This window comes from Ectopseudomonas oleovorans (assembly GCF_029845265.1).
Taxonomy (GTDB): domain Bacteria; phylum Pseudomonadota; class Gammaproteobacteria; order Pseudomonadales; family Pseudomonadaceae; genus Aquipseudomonas; species Aquipseudomonas oleovorans.
In genome coordinates this window covers 1-17582 of record NZ_JAOCLK010000041.1, presented here as the reverse complement: position 1 = coordinate 17582, position 17582 = coordinate 1, and the positions used below count along the sequence as shown (strand labels likewise).

Here is a 17582-nt window from a genome sequence, read left to right as displayed (position 1 = left end):
TGGCCTTGGCTCCATGAACACTGCCTATATCGGGCGCTTCGCCCCAACGCCCAGCGGCTATCTGCACTTCGGCTCGCTGGTCGCCGCCCTCGCCTCCTATCTCGACGCTCGCGCCGTTGGCGGCCGCTGGCTGCTGCGCATGGAAGACCTCGACCCGCCCCGGGAAGTCCCCGGCGCCCAAGATGCTATCCTGCGCACCTTGGAGACCTACGGTTTCGAGTGGGATGGCCAGCTGGTGCGCCAGAGTGCGCGCCACGGCGAATACGCCGCCGTGATTGCCCGGCTGTTCGCCCAGGGGCTGGCCTATGCCTGCATCTGCTCGCGCAAGCAGCTCGAAGGCTACGCCGGCATCTATCCAGGTTTTTGCCGCAACGCCTGTCATCCCGATCACGACGCGGCGATCCGTCTGCGCGTACCGGAGCTGGATTATCACTTCGTCGACCGTGTGCAGGGTGAGTTCCGCCAGCACTTGGGCCGTGAAGTGGGCGACTTCGTGATTCGCCGCCGCGATGGCCTGTTTGCCTACCAGCTCGCGGTGGTACTGGACGATGCCTGGCAGGGTGTGACCGACGTGGTGCGCGGCGCCGACCTGCTCGACTCCACCCCGCGCCAGCTCTACCTGCAGGAACTATTCGGGTTGCCGCAGCCGCGTTACCTGCACGTGCCGCTGATCATCCAGCCGGACGGCCACAAGCTGGGCAAAAGCTACCGCTCGCCGCCCCTGCCCGCCGACCAGGCCAGCCCGCTGCTATTGCGCGCCCTGCGTGCGCTGGGCCAGCAACCGCCAGCCGAGCTGCAAGGTGCAGCCCCCGCCGAGTTACTGGCCTGGGGCATCGCCAACTGGGATGCCACCCGCATTCCCCGCAGCCGCACCCTGGCCGAAGCGCAATTGAAGTAGTAGTGGCCCGAACGTAATCCGGGGACGATGGTGCAGGCATCCCCGGATTCCATATACGGGCTACGCGAGCTGGCTTCAAGTTTGTGGCTTGCGATGTGCGGCATCCTTTACCATCGTGGCATCTTTCGACGGGATGTCACATGTATATCTACCGACTGGTTCTGATCCTGGTAGTGGGGATCTACCTGTTCTCACCGGCCATCATGGACTGGTGGATCGACCCCAATGGCGCCTGGTATCGGCCTTATCTGCTGTGGCTGATCCTGATCGTCGTCACCTTCATTCTTCAGAGCCAAGACGATGCTGACGAGCTTTAGCCTGAGCGAACTGATCCTGATCAGCGCCGGCTATCTGCTAGTGCTGTTCGGCGTCGCCTGGGCCAGTGAACACGGCCTTGTACCCCGCCGGATCATCCGTCACCCGCTGACCTACACCCTGTCACTGGGCGTCTACGCCAGCGCCTGGGCCTTCTACGGCACGGTCGGCCTGGCTTATCAGTACGGCTACGGCTTTCTCGCCAGCTACCTGGGCGTCTCCGGTGCGTTCCTGCTGGCGCCGGTGCTGCTCTACCCGATCCTGCGCATCACCCGCACCTACCAGCTGTCATCGCTGGCCGACCTGTTCGCCTTTCGTTTTCGCAGCACCTGGGCCGGGGCGCTGACCACCCTGTTCATGCTTATCGGCGTGCTGCCGCTGCTGGCCCTGCAGATTCAGGCGGTAGCCGACTCCATCGGCATCCTCAGTCGCGAACCGCTGCAGGAAAAAGTGGCGCTGAGTTACTGCGGGCTGATCATCCTCTTCACCATCCTGTTCGGCGCGCGCCATATCGCCACCCGCGAGAAACACGAAGGCCTGGTGTTCGCCATTGCCTTCGAGTCGCTGGTCAAGCTGGTCGCCCTCGGCGTGATCGGCTGGTACGCGCTGTATCAGGTATTCGGCGGCCCACGCGAGCTGGAGCTGTGGCTGGTACAGAACCAAACGGCACTGGCCACGCTGCACACACCGCTGCAGGAAGGGCCATGGCGCACCTTGCTGCTGGTGTTCTTCGCCTCGGCCATCGTCATGCCGCACATGTACCACATGACCTTCACCGAGAACCTCAACCCACGCGCCATGGTCAGCGCCAGCTGGGGCCTGCCGCTGTTCCTGCTGCTGATGAGCCTGGCCGTGCCACTGATTCTCTGGGCCGGCCTCAAACTGGGCGCCACCACCAACCCGGAATATTTCACCCTGGGCCTGGGCATCGCCGTCAACAGTGAGACGCTGGCCCTGCTCGCTTACATAGGCGGGCTGTCAGCCTCCAGCGGGCTGATCATCGTCAGCACCCTGGCGCTGTCGGGCATGGCGCTGAATCACCTGGTGCTGCCGCTGTACCAACCACCGGCCGAAGGCAATATCTACCGCTGGCTGAAGTGGACCCGGCGCACGCTGATCGCCTTCATCATCATGGCCGGCTACGGTTTCTACCTGCTGCTCGGCGCCCAGCAGGACCTGGCCAATCTGGGCATCGTCGCCTTCGTCGCCACCCTGCAGTTCCTGCCCGGCGTGCTGTCGGTGCTGTATTGGCAAACGGCCAACCGGCGCGGTTTCATCGCCGGCCTGCTGGCCGGCACCGGCGTCTGGGCGCTGACCATGCTACTGCCGCTGCTGGGCAACCAGGAAGGTTTCTACCTGCCACTGTTCAACGCCATCTACGTCCTCGATGACGCCAGCTGGCACCTGGCGGCCATCGCCTCGCTGGCGACCAACGTGCTGGTGTTCACCCTGGTGTCACTGTTCAGCGAAGCCAGCCCCGAGGAAAAGAGCGCCGCCGAAGCCTGCGCGGTGGACAACGTACGCCGCCCGCAACGCCGCGAACTGGTCGCCGTGTCGCCACAGGACTTCGCCGCGCAACTGGCCAAGCCACTGGGCGCCAAGACCGCCCAGCGCGAAGTGGAGCAGGCGCTGCGCGATCTGCACCTGCCCTTCGACGAAGGCCGCCCCTACGCCCTGCGTCGCCTGCGTGACCGCCTCGAGGCCAACCTGTCCGGCCTGATGGGACCGAGCGTGGCACAGGACATCGTCGAAACCTTCCTGCCCTACAAATCCGGCACCGAAGGTTATGTCACCGAGGACATCCACTTCATCGAAAGCCGCCTGGAAGATTACCAGTCACGCCTCACCGGCCTCGCCGCCGAACTCGATGCCCTGCGCCGCTACCACCGCCAGACCCTGCAGGAGCTGCCGATGGGCGTGTGCTCGCTGGCCAAGGATCAGGAAATCCTGATGTGGAACCGCGCCATGGAAGAACTCACCGACATCCCTGCCCAGCGCATCGTCGGCTCGCGCCTGAGCACCCTGAGCGAACCCTGGAAAAGCCTGCTGCAGGACTTCATCGAACGCCCCGACCAGCACCTGCACAAGAAGCACCTGGCGCTCGATGGCCAGATTCGCTGGCTCAATCTGCACAAGGCGGCCATCAACGAACCACTGGCGCCCGGTAACAGTGGCCTGGTGCTGCTGGTCGAGGATCAGACCGAAACCCAGATGCTCGAAGACAAACTGGTGCACTCCGAACGCCTGGCCAGCATCGGTCGCCTCGCTGCCGGCGTGGCCCACGAGATCGGCAACCCCATCACCGGCATCGCCTGCCTGGCGCAGAACCTGCGTGAAGAGCGGGAGAACGACGCCGAACTGACCGAAATCAGCGGGCAGATCCTCGAACAGACCAAACGCGTCTCGCGCATCGTCCAGTCACTGATGAGCTTCGCCCACTCCGGCAGCCACCAGCGCAGCGACGACCCCGTGTGCCTGGCCGACGTGGCGCAGGACGCCATCGGCCTGCTGTCGCTGAACAAGCGCAACTTCGATATCCAGTTCTACAACCTCTGCGATCCGCAGCACTGGGCTTGTGGCGACCCACAGCGTCTGGCTCAGGTCCTGATCAACCTGCTCTCAAACGCGCGTGATGCCTCGCCCCCCGGCGGCGCCATCCGCGTGCGCAGCGAGGCCAGCGAGCACACCGTCGACCTGATCGTCGAGGACGAAGGCAGCGGCATTCCCAAGGCGATCATCGACCGCCTGTTCGAGCCTTTCTTCACCACCAAGGATCCAGGCGAAGGGACAGGCCTGGGCCTCGCGCTGGTCTATTCGATCGTGGAAGAGCATTATGGACAGATAACAATCGACAGCCCGGCCGACCCCGAGCGCCAACTGGGCACTCGTATTCGGGTCACCCTGCCGAGGCATGTCGAGGCGACGTCCGTAGCGATGTAAACAGCGAGAGAGGCGCCCATGGCACCTCCGTGACCGTCGAGAGACCGAATTGATGCCACATATTCTTATCGTCGAAGACGAAACCATTATCCGCTCTGCCTTGCGCCGCCTGCTCGAACGCAATCAGTACCAGGTCAGCGAAGCTGGCTCGGTACAGGAAGCCCAGGAGCGCTACAGCATTCCCACCTTCGACCTAATCGTCAGTGACCTGCGCCTGCCCGGCGCACCAGGTACCGAACTGATCAAACTGGGTGAAGGTACCCCGGTGCTGATCATGACCAGCTACGCCAGCCTGCGCTCGGCGGTGGACTCGATGAAGATGGGCGCGGTCGATTACATCGCCAAGCCCTTCGACCACGACGAGATGCTGCAGGCCGTTGCCCGCATTCTGCGTGACCACCAGGAAGCCAGGCGCGCACCGGCGCCTGTCGCCACCAGCGATAACACGCGCAATGGTGCAACCGAAAAGGCGACGGCTAACGCCAACGGCGAGATCGGCATCATCGGCTCCTGCGCGGCCATGCAGGAGCTTTACAGCAAGATTCGCAAGGTCGCCCCCACCGACTCCAATGTACTGGTGCAGGGCGAGTCCGGCACCGGCAAGGAACTGGTCGCGCGCGCCCTGCACAACCTCTCCAAACGCGCCAAGGCGCCGCTGATTTCGGTGAACTGCGCGGCCATTCCAGAGACCCTGATCGAGTCCGAACTGTTCGGCCACGAAAAAGGCGCCTTCACTGGCGCCAGCGCCGGGCGTGCCGGCCTGGTGGAAGCGGCCGACGGTGGCACGCTGTTCCTCGACGAAATCGGTGAATTGCCGCTGGAAGCCCAGGCGCGACTGCTACGCGTGCTACAGGAAGGCGAAATTCGCCGGGTCGGCTCGGTGCAGTCGCAGAAGGTCGACGTGCGCCTGATCGCCGCGACGCACCGCGATCTCAAGACCCTGGCCAAGACCGGCCAATTCCGTGAGGACCTGTATTACCGCCTGCACGTCATAGCACTCAAGCTGCCGGCGCTGCGCGAGCGCGGTAGCGACGTGACCGAGATCGCCCAGGCGTTCCTGGTGCGCCAGTACACCCGTATGGGCCGCGAGCCGTTGCGCTTCACTCATGATGCCGAGCAAGCGATCCGCCATTACCCCTGGCCGGGTAACGTGCGCGAACTGGAAAACGCCATCGAGCGCGCAGTGATTCTCTGCGAGGGTGCGGAAATTTCCGCGGACCTGCTGGGCATCGACATTGAGCTGGATGATCTGGATGACGAGGACTTCGGCCTGCCGGCGGCAGGCGGACAGAGCAGTGGCAACAGCCACGAGCCGACCGAGGACCTGTCACTGGAAGATTACTTCCAGCACTTCGTCCTCGAACACCAGGACCACATGACCGAGACCGAGCTGGCGCGCAAGCTGGGCATCAGTCGCAAATGCCTGTGGGAGCGCCGTCAGCGCCTGGGCATTCCACGGCGTAAAACCGGCGTAACCAGCAGCCCTTGAGTTAACGCCTCGGTGACAACCTGTCTGCGCCGGGGTTCCACAGGTTGTTACCTTTTCAATATCTCGTAACAAAGGCCGGGTCTATCGGTAACGAAAATCCGGCTCCCCCTCCCCCATCCAACACCCAAACCTGCCGCAAACCCTTGATTTACAAGGAATCGCAAAAACTGGCACGGCATCTGCTTTATCTCTGGCACAACAACAATAACAAGCAATGCCCTACACAATAAGAACAAGACGTAACGACTCCAGCACAACAAGAACAACAAGGTACGGAGGCGCAGCTAACTGATTCTTTTGGAGAGGAGTTGCCGCAAGGGGTTCGCCCCAGCGACCAGGCTGAGAATAACAAAACTGCCTCAAGGCAGCGCCGGAACTGGTTGATTAAGGCAGCATCAGCGTCCAAAGAAATCCGTTTGCTATTGGCTCCCCTCTCTAGGGAGCACCCGGTAAGCCACGGTAAACCGGGAAGAGCCAACAACAAAAACAACAGGCTCTCAATAACAATAAAAAACAGCACGCACCAACTTGGGGAGGAGCTTCGGCTCCCCCAGTAGCTTCCGCCTCTCAAATCCCCGCCTGCCGCCCTTCTACACACCTTCTCCCTACACGATGCTAGAATCCGCAGTAATCATGCGGTCATCGTTTCGCATGCAGTTGAAAAACCTTGCCAAAGCAAACTGCTTTTAACGCCGTGATGCCCACGCAATTCGATTTTCAAGCGCATGCGCAGCAGGCCGACCACTACTCCAAACAGTGCATCCCATGCTGAAAAAGCTGTTCAAATCTTTCCACTCACCTCTGCGCCGTGCCCCACGCCCACGCAGCACTCCCGAAGTGCTGAACAGCAGCCAACATCCGCTCAAGCGCAACGAGATCAGCCGTCACGCCATAAGCGTGGTCGAGCGCCTGCAGAAGGCCGGCTACCAGGCCTATCTGGTCGGTGGTTGCGTTCGCGACCTGCTGCTGGATATCGACCCCAAGGATTTCGACGTCGCCACCAATGCCACGCCCGAGCAGGTGCGTGCCGAATTTCGTAACGCCCGGGTCATCGGTCGCCGCTTCAAGCTGGTGCATGTGCATTTCGGCCGTGAAATCATCGAAGTGGCCACCTTCCGTGCCAATCACCCCCAGGGCGATGAGGAAGAGAACAGCAATCTGGCGTCACGCAACGAGAGCGGCCGCATCCTGCGCGACAACGTCTACGGCACCCTGGAAGACGATGCACAGCGCCGTGACTTCACCATCAACGCGCTGTACTACGATCCGACCCAGGAACACATCCTCGACTACGCCCGTGGCATGCATGATGTGCGCAACCACCTGGTGCGCCTGATCGGCGATCCGGAACAGCGTTACCTGGAAGACCCGGTGCGTATGCTGCGTGCGGTGCGCTTCGCCGCCAAGCTCGACTTCGACATCGAGAAGCACAGCGCCGCACCGATCCGTCGCCTGGCGCCGATGCTGCGCGATATTCCCTCGGCACGCCTGTTCGACGAAGTGCTCAAGCTGTTCCTCGCCGGTTACGCCGAATACACCTTCGACCTGCTGCTCGAGCACGACCTGTTCGCCCAGTTGTTCCCGGCCAGCGGTGAAGCGCTCAAACGCAATCCCGGGTACACCGAGAAGCTGATTCGTCAGGCACTGATCAACACCGACAATCGTATTCACGATGGCAAATCCGTGACGCCGGCGTTTCTCTTTGCGGCCCTGCTCTGGCCTGCATTGCCGGCACGCGTGCTGCAACTGCAGAACAAGGGCATGCCGCCGATTCCGGCGATGCAGGAAGCCGCCCACGAACTGATCGCCGAGCAGTGCCAGCGCATTGCCGTACCCAAGCGTTTCACCATCCCGATTCGCGAGATCTGGGACATGCAGGAGCGTCTGCCGCGCCGTAGCGGCAAGCGTGCCGACCTGCTGCTGGAAAACCCGCGCTTCCGCGCCGGCTACGACTTCCTCCTGCTGCGCGAACTGGCCGGCGAAGACACCGGCGGCCTGGGCCAATGGTGGACGGACTATCAGGACGCCAATGACAGCGAGCGCCGGCAGATGATTCGCGACCTCGCCGGCAAAGGCGAAGCCACCGGTAACGCGCCGCGCAAACGTCGCCGCAGCAACAACAATCGCCGCAAGCGCAGCGACGAAAGCGGCGGCGAATGATGGAACGGGTTTACATCGGCCTTGGCAGCAACCTGGCCAAGCCCCTCCAACAGCTGCGCGCGGCCTTGCAGGCCATCGCACAGTTGCCGCACAGCCAACTCCAGGCGCATTCGTCGTTCTACATCAGCGACCCACTGGGTCCGGCGGATCAGCCGCGTTACGTCAACGCCGTGGCCGCGCTGGATACCGCACTGGAGCCCTGGCAGTTGCTCGACGCGCTGCAACGCATCGAACAGGAGCAGGGTCGCGTGCGCAGGGCCGAACGCTGGGGACCGCGCACACTGGACCTGGATATCCTGCTGTTCGGTAAGCGCCTGATCGACGACGAGCGCCTGACCGTGCCGCACTACCACATGCACGCCCGCCCCTTCGTGCTCTACCCGCTGGCCGAGCTGGTCGCCGAGCTGCAGTTGCCGGACGGCCGCAGTCTCGCAGCCTTGCTGCAAGCCTGCCCCTTCAGCGGCCTGGAACGCCTGCCGGAATAAGGCAGCAAGGCCGCGCAGGCTCTAGCGTGGCATTAACGCGGTAACGCCAGTAACAGAGCGGTAACACCCGCAATTGACTTCGTGCCCCCCCATCAGGACTATAGGTGTCCCGTCGCCCTGCGCCGGGCGCACCTTTGATGCCAATCCAGGCCGGATTGCAGCCAGATAGAAGCGGTATACCGAGCCTGAGCGAGGACCTTTGAAATGCCTGACGTTACCCTGACCACCCTGCAGAGTCTCAAGCAGAACGGTGAAAAGATCGCCATGCTGACCTGCTATGACGCCACCTACGCCCATGCGGCCTGCCAAGCGGGTGTCGACGTGTTGCTGGTCGGCGACTCCCTGGGCATGGTTCTGCAGGGGCATGACAGCACCCTGCCGGTCAGCGTCGAGGACATGGCCTATCACACTGCCTGCGTCAAACGCGGCAACCAGGGTGCACTGATCCTCACCGACCTGCCATTCATGGCCTATGCCACCACCGAACAGGCGCTGCACAACAGCGCCCGGTTGATGCAGGCCGGCGCCCATATGGTCAAACTGGAAGGCGCCGGCTGGCTGGCCGAGCCGATCCGTCTGCTGGCGGAGCGTGGCGTACCGGTGTGCGCGCACCTGGGTCTGACCCCGCAAGCGGTGAATATCCTCGGCGGCTACAAGGTGCAGGGCCGTCAGGAAGCGCAGGCGCGACAGATGCGCGCCGATGCCATGGCGCTGGAACAGGCCGGCGCAGCCATGCTGCTGCTCGAATGCGTGCCGAGCGAACTGGCCGCAGAAATCACCCAGGCGGTGAAGATTCCGGTGATAGGCATCGGCGCCGGCAGCGCCACCGATGGCCAGGTGCTGGTGCAACACGACATGCTCGGGCTGTCGCTATCGGGCCGCGCACCGAAGTTCGTGCGCAACTTCATGGAAGGCCAAGGCAGCATTCAGGGTGCTTTCAGCGCTTACGTACAGGCAGTCAAGGACGGTAGCTTCCCCGCCGCCGAACATGGTTTTTCCGCATGAACACGGTGAAAACCCTGCGCGAGTTGCGCGCAGCCGTCGCCCAGGCACGGGCCGATAGCAAGCAGATCGGCTTCGTGCCGACCATGGGCAATCTGCACGCGGGTCACGTGTCGCTGGTGGAAATCGCCGCCCAGCGCGCCGACTTCGTCGTCGCCAGCATCTTCGTCAACCCTCTGCAGTTCGGCGCCGGTGAAGATCTGGATACGTATCCGCGTACCCTCGCCGCCGACCAGGACAAACTGCTGGCAGCCGGCTGCCACCTGCTGTTTCACCCTGATGTCGCGGAAATCTACCCGCACGGCATGGGTGACCAGACCCGCGTCAGCGTTCCCGGTGTTTCCGAAGGCCTCTGCGGCGCCAGCCGTCCGGGGCATTTCGAAGGTGTGGCGACGGTGGTGACCAAGCTGTTCAACATGGTCCAGCCTGATCTGGCCGTGTTCGGCGAGAAGGACTACCAGCAACTGGCGGTGATCCGCGCGCTGGTGCAGGACCTGAACATGCCGATCCAGATCATCGGTGCACCGACTCAACGCGCCGAGGACGGCCTTGCCCTGTCCTCGCGCAACGGCTACCTCAGCGACGAACAACGCGCCGCCGCCCCAGCGCTGTATCGAGGTCTGCAAGCAATTGCCGAAGAACTGCGCCGTGGCGCCCGCGACTACCCGCGGCTTATCGACAGTACCCAGGCGCAGCAGCGTGCCGCTGGTTTCGTGCCCGACTACCTGGAGATTCGCAACGCGCTGAATCTGCGCCCGGCACAGCTCGACGACCATCACCTGGTGATTCTGACCGCCGCACAGCTGGGTAGCACCCGTCTGATCGACAATCTGGTGGTTGAACTGCCACGCCAGTAGCTGCCTGCAAAGGCAGCCGGTTACACTCTCAAAGGCCCGGATCAATCCGGGCCTTTTGCTTTTGTGGATCAGGAGCTCCGATGGCCTATTACCAGCAGCCTCACGACGTCACCACCCTGCCCGCCTGGCAGGCCCTGCAGCAACACCGCGCCGAAATGGCCGGGTTCAGCATGCGCGAGGCCTTCGCAGCGGACGCACGGCGCTTCCAGCGCTTTTCCCTCGATAGCTGCGGGCTGCTGCTGGACTACTCGAAGAACCTGATCGACGAACGCGGCCTGGAACTGCTGATGCAACTGGCCGAACAGACCGGCCTGCACCAGTCCATCGCCGCCCTGTACAGCGGCGAGCAGGTCAACGCCTCGGAAGGCCGCGCCGCGCTGCATACCGCCCTGCGCAGCCCGATCGGCCGCCGCCTGCTGCTCGATGGCCACGACATCATTCCCGAGGTGCACCGCGTCCTGAACCAGGTCACCGAACTGGTCAGTCGCATCCACAGCGGCCTGTGGCGCGGCTACAGCGAAAAACCGATCAAGGAAGTGGTGAACATCGGTATCGGCGGCTCCTTCCTCGGCCCACAACTGGTTTCCGAAGCACTGCGCCCGTTCACGCAACGCGGGGTGCGCTGCCACTACCTGGCCAATATCGACGGCAGCGAATTCCGCGAACTGACCGCTCGCCTCGATCCGGAAACCACCCTGTTCATCGTTTCCAGCAAGTCCTTCGGCACCCTGGAAACCCTGAAGAACACCCTGGCCGCACGTGACTGGTACCTGGCCATGGGCGGCCCGGAAGAACAGCTGCACCGTCACTTCATCGCCGTGACCAGCAACCGCAAGGCTGCCATCGAGTTCGGTATCGGCGAAGAGAACATCTTTCCCATGTGGGACTGGGTTGGCGGGCGTTACTCGCTGTGGTCGGCCATCGGCCTGCCCATCGCCCTGGCCATTGGCGTGTCCAACTTCAAGGAACTGCTGGCCGGTGCCTACGCCATGGATCAGCACTTCACCCAGGCACCACTGGCCGAAAACATGCCGGTGCTGATGGCCCTGCTGGGCATCTGGTACACCAATTTCTGGGGTGCGCAGAGCCACGCGATCCTGCCCTACGACCACTACCTACGTAACTTCACCAAGCACCTGCAGCAGCTGGACATGGAGTCCAACGGCAAGAGCGTGCGCCAGGACGGTAGCGAACTGAACATCGCCACAGGGCCGATCATCTGGGGCGGCGTCGGCTGCAACGGCCAGCATGCCTACCACCAGTTGCTGCACCAGGGCCGTCTGCTGGTACCGGCGGACTTCATCGTCCCGGTCAACAGCTACAACCCGCTGTCCGACCATCACCAGTGGCTGTTCGCCAACTGCCTGTCGCAAGCCCAGGCGCTGATGCAGGGCAAGACGCGTGAGGAGGCCGAAGCCGAACTGCGTGCCAAGGGCATGAATGAGGCCGACGTGCAGCGCCTGGCGCCGCACAAGGTCATTCCCGGCAACCGTCCGAGCAATATCCTGGTGATGAACCGCATCGCGCCGTTCGAGCTGGGCGCACTGGTGGCCCTGTATGAGCACAAGGTCTTCGTACAGAGCGCCATCTGGGGCATCAACGCCTTCGACCAATGGGGCGTGGAGCTGGGCAAGGAGATGGGCAAGGAGGTCTATCAGCGCCTGACCGGCCAGGTCGACAGCAGCGCCTCGGATGCCTCGACCCAGGGCCTGATCGACCACTTCCGCGAGCGCCATCGCGGCTGATCCATCGCCCTTCGCGCCACCCGGCACCTGAGAGCCGGGCGGCGCTGTACTGGCCCACTGAACATCGCCCCTTGAACCAAGCACCTGCTTGGGTGCACCCTTGTGATTGTTGCGGAAACATAATTACAAGGACCCCGCCATGTTCGAGATCACTCGCCATCCCGTGTCAGATGCCGTGCGTCAGCGTGCGCACCTGGATAACGACGCCTATCTGCGCCTGTACCAGCAGTCCGTCGAGCAACCCGAAATCTTCTGGGCCGAGCAGGCCAAGGCCTTCCTCAGCTGGTTCAAGCCCTGGGATCAGGTGCACGCCAGCGATCTGCAGCTGGGCCACGCCGAATGGTTCAAGGGCGGCCAGCTCAACGTCGCCTACAACTGCATCGATCGCCACTTGGAAAAACGTGGCGAACAGATCGCCATCATCTGGGAAGGCGATAACCCGGCCGAGTCGGCGCACATCACCTACAACAAGCTGCACCACAACGTCAGTCGCCTGGCCAATGTGCTGAAAAGCCGTGGCGTGAAGAAGGGCGACCGGGTGTGCATCTACATGCCGATGATCCCCGAGGCGGCCTACGCCATGCTCGCCTGTGCGCGCATCGGCGCCGTGCATTCGGTGGTGTTCGGCGGCTTCTCCCCCGATGCCCTGCGCGATCGTATCCTCGATGCCGACTGCCGCGCGGTGATCACTGCCGACGAAGGCGTGCGCGGCGGCAAGTACATCCCGTTGAAAGCCAACGTCGACAAGGCCCTGCAGAGTTGCCCGGACGTGTCCACCGTGGTGGTGGTCGAGCGCACCCAGGGTGACGTCGCCTGGGTCGAAGGCCGCGACCTCTGGTATCACCAGGCGCTCAAGGAAGTCAGCGCGGTGTGCCCGGCCGAGCCGATGGACGCCGAGGATCCGCTGTTCATCCTCTACACCTCAGGCAGCACCGGCAAACCCAAGGGCGTGCTGCACACTACCGGCGGTTACCTGCTTGGCGCGGCGATGACCCACAAGTACGTGTTCGACTACCACGAAGGCGAGATCTACTGGTGCACCGCCGATGTCGGCTGGGTCACCGGGCACAGCTACATCGTCTACGGCCCGCTGGCCAATGCCGCCACCACCCTGATGTTCGAGGGCGTACCGAACTACCCGGACGCCTCGCGCTTCTGGCAGGTGATCGACAAGCACCAGGTCAACACCTTCTACACCGCACCGACCGCCCTGCGCGCACTGATGCGTGAGGGCGAGGCGCCGGTGAAAGCTACCTCGCGCAGCAGCCTGCGTCTGCTCGGCAGCGTGGGCGAGCCGATCAACCCGGAAGCCTGGGAATGGTATTTCCATGTGGTCGGTGACATGCGCTGCCCCATCGTCGATACCTGGTGGCAGACCGAAACCGGCTCGATCCTGATCACCCCGCTGCCCGGCGCCACCGACCTCAAACCGGGCTCGGCCACCCGCCCCTTCTTTGGCGTGCAGCCGGTGCTGCTGGATGAGCAGGGCAAGGAAATCGACGGCCCCGGCAGCGGCGTACTGGCGATCAAGGCCAGCTGGCCGAGCCAGATCCGCAGCGTCTATGGCGATCACCAGCGCATGATCGACACCTACTTCAAGCCCTACCCCGGCTACTACTTCACCGGCGACGGCGCACGCCGCGACGAGGACGGCTACTACTGGATCACCGGCCGCGTCGACGACGTGATCAACGTATCCGGGCACCGCATCGGCACTGCCGAAGTGGAGAGCGCGCTGGTGTTGCACGATGCCGTGGCCGAAGCCGCCGTGGTCGGCTATCCGCATGATGTGAAGGGCCAGGGCATCTACGCCTACGTCACCCTGATGAATGATCAGGAGCCCTCCGACGAGCTGAAGAAGGATTTGCTCAGCCTGGTCGGCAAGGAGATCGGCAGCTTCGCCAAGCCGGAGCTGATCCAGTGGGCGCCCGGCCTGCCCAAGACCCGCTCGGGCAAGATCATGCGGCGTATCCTGCGCAAGATCGCCTGCAACGAACTGGAAAACATGGGCGACACCTCGACCCTGGCCGACCCCAGCGTGGTCGACAGCCTGATCGATCAGCGCCTCAACCGCTGAGCCTCGCGCCCGGCCTGAAAGGGCCGGGCGCATCTTGTCTTGTGCCTGCCAAGCGCCGACACTGCGCGCCATGGAAAGCCTACGTCGTCAGATCGAAAAACAGGTGCACAGCCTCACCGGCGCCTCGCTGGGCGTGCTCGACCTCGACCAGCCGCGCGGGGATGCTGGCCTGTTCGGCCCCGAGTCGATGGTCTGGGAAGTCCACGCCGACTTCAGCGCGATGATGGTCGGCGGCATCTCCGCCCTGCTCCTGCAGATGCTTCACCCACTGGCACTGGCCGGGGTGTGGGATCACTCTACCTTTCGCCAGGACATGCTCGGCCGCCTGCGCCGCACCAGCCTGTTCATCGCCGGCACCACCTATGGCGGCCTGCACGATGCCGAACAGTTGCTCGACAAGGTGCGCCGCATCCACCTGCAGGTGGTCGGTCATGCGCCGGATGGCCGTCCTTACGCCGCCAGCGATCCCGAACTGCTGACCTGGGTGCATGTCTCCGAGGTCAGCCAGTTCCTCGCCGGCTACCTGCGCTACGTCGACCCGCAGTTGCCGCAGGCCGAACAGGATCGCTACTACCGCGAAGTGGCGCTGATCGCCGAGCGCCTCGGCGCGCAGGACGTGCCCAAATCGGCGCAGGCCATCGCCGATTATCTGCAACGCATGCGCCCGCAGCTGCTCTGCGATGCGCGCACGCGCGAAGTGGTGCGCCTGCTGTACGACGCGCCGATGCCCAGCCTGCTCGCCAAGCCCTTCGGCGGCCTGATGATGCAGGCCGGTGTCGACCTGCTGCCGGACTGGGCCAGCGACCTGCTCGGCGAACACCAGGCCGCCTGGCGCCGCCCGCTGATCCGCGCCAGCGTGCAGCGTACCGCCAACCTGCTGCGCTGGGCCGTACGCAACAGCGCCGCGCAGCGCGCCCGTCGCCGTCTGTTGCCTGACTCATAAGGCGAGCGCTCCCTCGGGCAGCGGCTTTTCTTGATAAACTGCCACTCTTTCCTACCCCGAGATGCCGCGCATGCCCGCTCTTGATCAGGCGCTGCGCGCCGCCCTCGACGACCGTGAAAACCTGCTTAGCCAATTGCACTCGCAAGACACCTACTGCTATCGCCTGTTCCATGGCACGCAGGAAGGCGCACCTGGCCTGACCGTCGATCGCTACGGCCCGCAACTGCTGGTGCAGAGCTTCCACCAACCGCTGGAGCATGACGCCCTGCTGCAACTGGCCGATCAGATTCAGGAAAGGCTCGGCCAGCCCCTGCTGCTGGTCTACAACGACCGCTCGAAAAGCCATTCGCGCATCAACCGCAACCCCGAACTGCATCAGGCCGAGGCGGCTGCCCTGGAGGATCTGGTCGGCCAGGAATGGGGCCTGAATTACCGGGTGCGCGGTCGCCATGCCGGACAGGACCCGCTGCTATTTCTCGACCTGCGCAATGCACGCGGCTGGGTCAAGGCCAACAGCGCAGGCAAATCCGTACTCAACCTGTTCGCCTATACCTGCGGTGTTGGCCTGTGCGCGGCGGCGGGCGGTGCCCGTGAAGTGGTCAACCTGGACTTCGCCGAAGGCAACCTGGCAGTCGGCCGCGAGAACGCCGCGCTCAATCCCGGGCTGCCGACCATGCAGTTCATCCAGAGCGACTACTTCCCAGCCATCCGCCAACTTCGCCGACTTCAGCCTGACCCCCAGCTTCGCCACTGCCGTTCAGCAAATGAACGGGCGCATCGGTGTACTCGACAACCAGAAGCCGCAAGCCGCCAGCGTCGATATCCAGGGCAAGGTCGACCGATACGCGCCAATGAGCATCAAGGGCAAGCTGACGCCATTCGATCCGCTCAACAGCCTGGATATCGCTACCAGCTTCAAGAATGTCGAGCTGACCACCATCACCCCCTATTCCGGCAAGTTCGCCGGCTATCGCATCCGCAAGGGTCGCCTCAACCTCGACCTGCACTACCGCATCGAGAAAGGCCAGCTCAATGCCGAGAACAAGGTGCTGGTGGAGAACCTGCAACTGGGCGAGCGTGTCGACAGCCCGGATGCTGTCGACCTGCCGATTCGCCTGGCAGTCGCCCTGCTCAAGGACACCCAGGGCCGTATCGCCATCGAGTTGCCGGTACAGGGTGATCTTAACAATCCGCAGTTCAGCGTCATGCCCATCGTCTGGCAGACCTTGCGCAATCTGGTGTTGCGCTCGGCCCAGGCGCCGTTCAAGTTCATCGCCGGGTTGGTCGGTGGCAGCAATGTCGACCTCAGCACCGTGCCGTTCGTCGCCGGCTCTGCGGAGCTGCAGGGCGACGCGCGCCAGGCCCTGGACACGCTGGCCAAAGCGCTTGAGGAGCGCCCGAATCTGCGTCTGGAGGTAGAAGGCCAGGCCGCACAGAATGCCGACGGCCCGCTGCTGGCCGAACAGCGCCTGCAGCGCGAATTTCGCGAAACCTGGTACAAGGTGCTGCAACGCCGTGGTGACAGGGTACCGGCCAGTCCCGATGAGCTAACGGTCGCTGAAGACGAACAGGCCGCCCTGCTCGAAGGCATCTATCGCACCCGCCTCAAGCAGCAGCCACCGGCCGAATGGGCCGAAATGGACAAAGAGCAGCGCCAGCAGAACATGCGCAAGGCGGTGCTGGACTCCTGGGCGCAAAGCAAGCTGCTGCTGCGCCAACTGGCTCAGCAACGCGCTGCAACGATCAAGGATTATCTGGTTGAACAAGGCGGGTTGTACGATGAACGTGTCTACCTGATCGATGCCAACCTGGGTGAACCCGAAGCCGACGGTCGCGTGCTCACCACCCTGCACCTGGACAGCCAATGATCATGCGCAGCTTATCCATCATCACGCTCACTACCCTGGTTGCCGGCCTGATCAGCATCAGCGCGCAGGCCGACACGCTGCGTTGCGGCAGCACCCTAGTCAGCCTTGGCGACCGTCCGTTCGAGGTCGAGCGCAAATGTGGCGCGCCGGTGCACCGTGACCCGGTCGGCTACACCCTGGGCTCCTATGACCGTCGTGAGTACATGATCGAGGAATGGGTATACGGCCCGAGCAATGGCATGCTCAGCATCCTGCGCTTCGAGGGTAACCGTCTGACCGCCATCGAACGTCGTCGCGAACGCTGAACAGGAGGTTCTCATGCGCAAACTCAGCTGTCTGCTCAGCCTGCTCTGCCTGCCCCTGATGGCCGAGGCGTCCTCCACCTATCGCTGCGGTAGCGCTCTGGTCAGCAAGACAGCACCCACCACAGAGGTGCTGAACAAATGTGGCGAACCTTCCAGCCGCGCTTTTCTCGGTTACAAGGAAGTGGTCGATAGCTACGGTTTTCGCAACGAGGTGAGTGTCGAGGAATGGGTCTACGGCCCGAAAAGCGGCATGTACCACTTTCTACGCTTCGAGGGCGGCCGCCTGACCGAAGTACGCAGCAAGCGCGGTAGCTGACGTAACACTGCATGCAGGGCGCACGCTCCTGAAGCATCTCGAGCACCCGGCACAAAAAATCAAGGCCCCGCCGGTCACACCGGCGGGGCCTTCGGTCGCGGTAGGGACGGCAGTTACGTAACCGCTCCATAAACCCCGTCCTGGCGGACGGGTTTTTTCAGGAAGCAGAGGCAGAAGCTGGC

13 protein-coding genes and 2 pseudogenes are annotated in these 17582 nt (G+C 63.4%); all 15 read left to right on the top strand.

The genetic code is table 11. The features are described 5' to 3' along the window. The first annotated feature begins 13 nt into the window (after nucleotides 1-13). The 15 genes and pseudogenes from gluQRS to N5J71_RS17780 all read left to right on the top strand — a co-directional run bounded on the left by gluQRS (nucleotide 14) and on the right by N5J71_RS17780 (nucleotide 17400). Nucleotides 14-898: a tRNA glutamyl-Q(34) synthetase GluQRS gene (gene gluQRS / locus N5J71_RS17850; protein WP_279917353.1), complete on the top strand. Its 885-nt coding sequence runs from the start codon at nucleotides 14-16 to the stop codon at nucleotides 896-898. Between the two features lie 140 nt (nucleotides 899-1038). Then, nucleotides 1039-1215 carry a hypothetical protein gene (locus tag N5J71_RS17845; RefSeq protein WP_279917352.1) on the top strand — a complete coding sequence of 59 codons (177 nt, stop codon included), beginning with the start codon at nucleotides 1039-1041 and terminating at the stop codon, nucleotides 1213-1215. Continuing rightward, entirely contained in the window at nucleotides 1199-4153 is a 2955-nt protein-coding gene (locus N5J71_RS17840; protein ID WP_279917351.1) for a sensor histidine kinase, read from the top strand. Before N5J71_RS17845 ends, N5J71_RS17840 begins: the two co-directional genes overlap by 17 nt. Nucleotides 4154-4205: 52 nt before the next feature. After that, nucleotides 4206-5642 carry a sigma-54-dependent transcriptional regulator gene (locus tag N5J71_RS17835; protein WP_279917350.1) on the top strand — a complete coding sequence of 479 codons (1437 nt, stop codon included), beginning with the start codon at nucleotides 4206-4208 and terminating at the stop codon, nucleotides 5640-5642. Between the two features lie 765 nt (nucleotides 5643-6407). Further along, complete coding sequence (locus N5J71_RS17830; RefSeq protein WP_206408050.1) at nucleotides 6408-7802, top strand: polynucleotide adenylyltransferase PcnB; 1395 nt, start codon at nucleotides 6408-6410, stop codon at nucleotides 7800-7802. After that, the gene (gene folK / locus N5J71_RS17825) at nucleotides 7799-8287 is read left to right on the top strand and encodes a 2-amino-4-hydroxy-6-hydroxymethyldihydropteridine diphosphokinase (RefSeq protein WP_004424358.1); all 489 of its coding nucleotides are present in this window, start codon (nucleotides 7799-7801) and stop codon (nucleotides 8285-8287) included. The genes N5J71_RS17830 and folK overlap by 4 nt, the downstream gene beginning before the upstream one ends. A 204-nt stretch (nucleotides 8288-8491) precedes the next feature. Continuing rightward, nucleotides 8492-9292, top strand: coding sequence for a 3-methyl-2-oxobutanoate hydroxymethyltransferase (panB, locus tag N5J71_RS17820; protein WP_279917349.1), 801 nt, complete (start codon nucleotides 8492-8494; stop codon nucleotides 9290-9292). Beyond that, the gene (gene panC / locus N5J71_RS17815; RefSeq protein WP_279917348.1) at nucleotides 9289-10146 is read left to right on the top strand and encodes a pantoate--beta-alanine ligase; all 858 of its coding nucleotides are present in this window, start codon (nucleotides 9289-9291) and stop codon (nucleotides 10144-10146) included. Before panB ends, panC begins: the two co-directional genes overlap by 4 nt. 80 nt (nucleotides 10147-10226) lie before the next feature. Beyond that, complete coding sequence (pgi, locus tag N5J71_RS17810; RefSeq protein ID WP_279917347.1) at nucleotides 10227-11891, top strand: glucose-6-phosphate isomerase; 1665 nt, start codon at nucleotides 10227-10229, stop codon at nucleotides 11889-11891. Nucleotides 11892-12030: 139 nt separating this feature from the next. Continuing rightward, on the top strand, nucleotides 12031-13968 hold the full coding sequence (gene acs / locus N5J71_RS17805) for an acetate--CoA ligase (protein ID WP_116617999.1): 1938 nt from the start codon (nucleotides 12031-12033) through the stop codon (nucleotides 13966-13968). Nucleotides 13969-14038: 70 nt separating this feature from the next. Next, a complete protein-coding gene (locus N5J71_RS17800) occupies nucleotides 14039-14911 on the top strand; it encodes an oxygenase MpaB family protein (protein ID WP_039965002.1) in 873 nt (290 codons plus the stop codon). A gap of 70 nt (nucleotides 14912-14981) precedes the next feature. Next, nucleotides 14982-15638: pseudogene (locus tag N5J71_RS17795) on the top strand (class I SAM-dependent methyltransferase); the annotation flags it as partial. Further along, nucleotides 15526-16779 (top strand): annotated as a pseudogene (locus N5J71_RS17790) (DUF748 domain-containing protein); the annotation flags it as partial. The pseudogenes N5J71_RS17795 and N5J71_RS17790, both read left to right, overlap by 113 nt. Further along, complete coding sequence (locus N5J71_RS17785; protein ID WP_004424376.1) at nucleotides 16776-17084, top strand: DUF2845 domain-containing protein; 309 nt, start codon at nucleotides 16776-16778, stop codon at nucleotides 17082-17084. The pseudogene N5J71_RS17790 and the gene N5J71_RS17785, both read left to right, overlap by 4 nt. A 13-nt stretch (nucleotides 17085-17097) precedes the next feature. Then, nucleotides 17098-17400 carry a DUF2845 domain-containing protein gene (locus N5J71_RS17780; protein ID WP_004424380.1) on the top strand — a complete coding sequence of 101 codons (303 nt, stop codon included), beginning with the start codon at nucleotides 17098-17100 and terminating at the stop codon, nucleotides 17398-17400. Nucleotides 17401-17582: the final 182 nt, after the last annotated feature.

Coding starts and splice junctions, on each gene's coding strand:
- gluQRS (WP_279917353.1), top strand. CDS start 14: ATGAACACTGCCTATATCGGGCGCTTCGCCCCAACGCCCAGCGGCTAT.
- N5J71_RS17845 (WP_279917352.1), top strand. CDS start 1,039: ATGTATATCTACCGACTGGTTCTGATCCTGGTAGTGGGGATCTACCTG.
- N5J71_RS17840 (WP_279917351.1), top strand. CDS start 1,199: ATGCTGACGAGCTTTAGCCTGAGCGAACTGATCCTGATCAGCGCCGGC.
- N5J71_RS17835 (WP_279917350.1), top strand. CDS start 4,206: ATGCCACATATTCTTATCGTCGAAGACGAAACCATTATCCGCTCTGCC.
- N5J71_RS17830 (WP_206408050.1), top strand. CDS start 6,408: ATGCTGAAAAAGCTGTTCAAATCTTTCCACTCACCTCTGCGCCGTGCC.
- folK (WP_004424358.1), top strand. CDS start 7,799: ATGATGGAACGGGTTTACATCGGCCTTGGCAGCAACCTGGCCAAGCCC.
- panB (WP_279917349.1), top strand. CDS start 8,492: ATGCCTGACGTTACCCTGACCACCCTGCAGAGTCTCAAGCAGAACGGT.
- panC (WP_279917348.1), top strand. CDS start 9,289: ATGAACACGGTGAAAACCCTGCGCGAGTTGCGCGCAGCCGTCGCCCAG.
- pgi (WP_279917347.1), top strand. CDS start 10,227: ATGGCCTATTACCAGCAGCCTCACGACGTCACCACCCTGCCCGCCTGG.
- acs (WP_116617999.1), top strand. CDS start 12,031: ATGTTCGAGATCACTCGCCATCCCGTGTCAGATGCCGTGCGTCAGCGT.
- N5J71_RS17800 (WP_039965002.1), top strand. CDS start 14,039: ATGGAAAGCCTACGTCGTCAGATCGAAAAACAGGTGCACAGCCTCACC.
- N5J71_RS17785 (WP_004424376.1), top strand. CDS start 16,776: ATGATCATGCGCAGCTTATCCATCATCACGCTCACTACCCTGGTTGCC.
- N5J71_RS17780 (WP_004424380.1), top strand. CDS start 17,098: ATGCGCAAACTCAGCTGTCTGCTCAGCCTGCTCTGCCTGCCCCTGATG.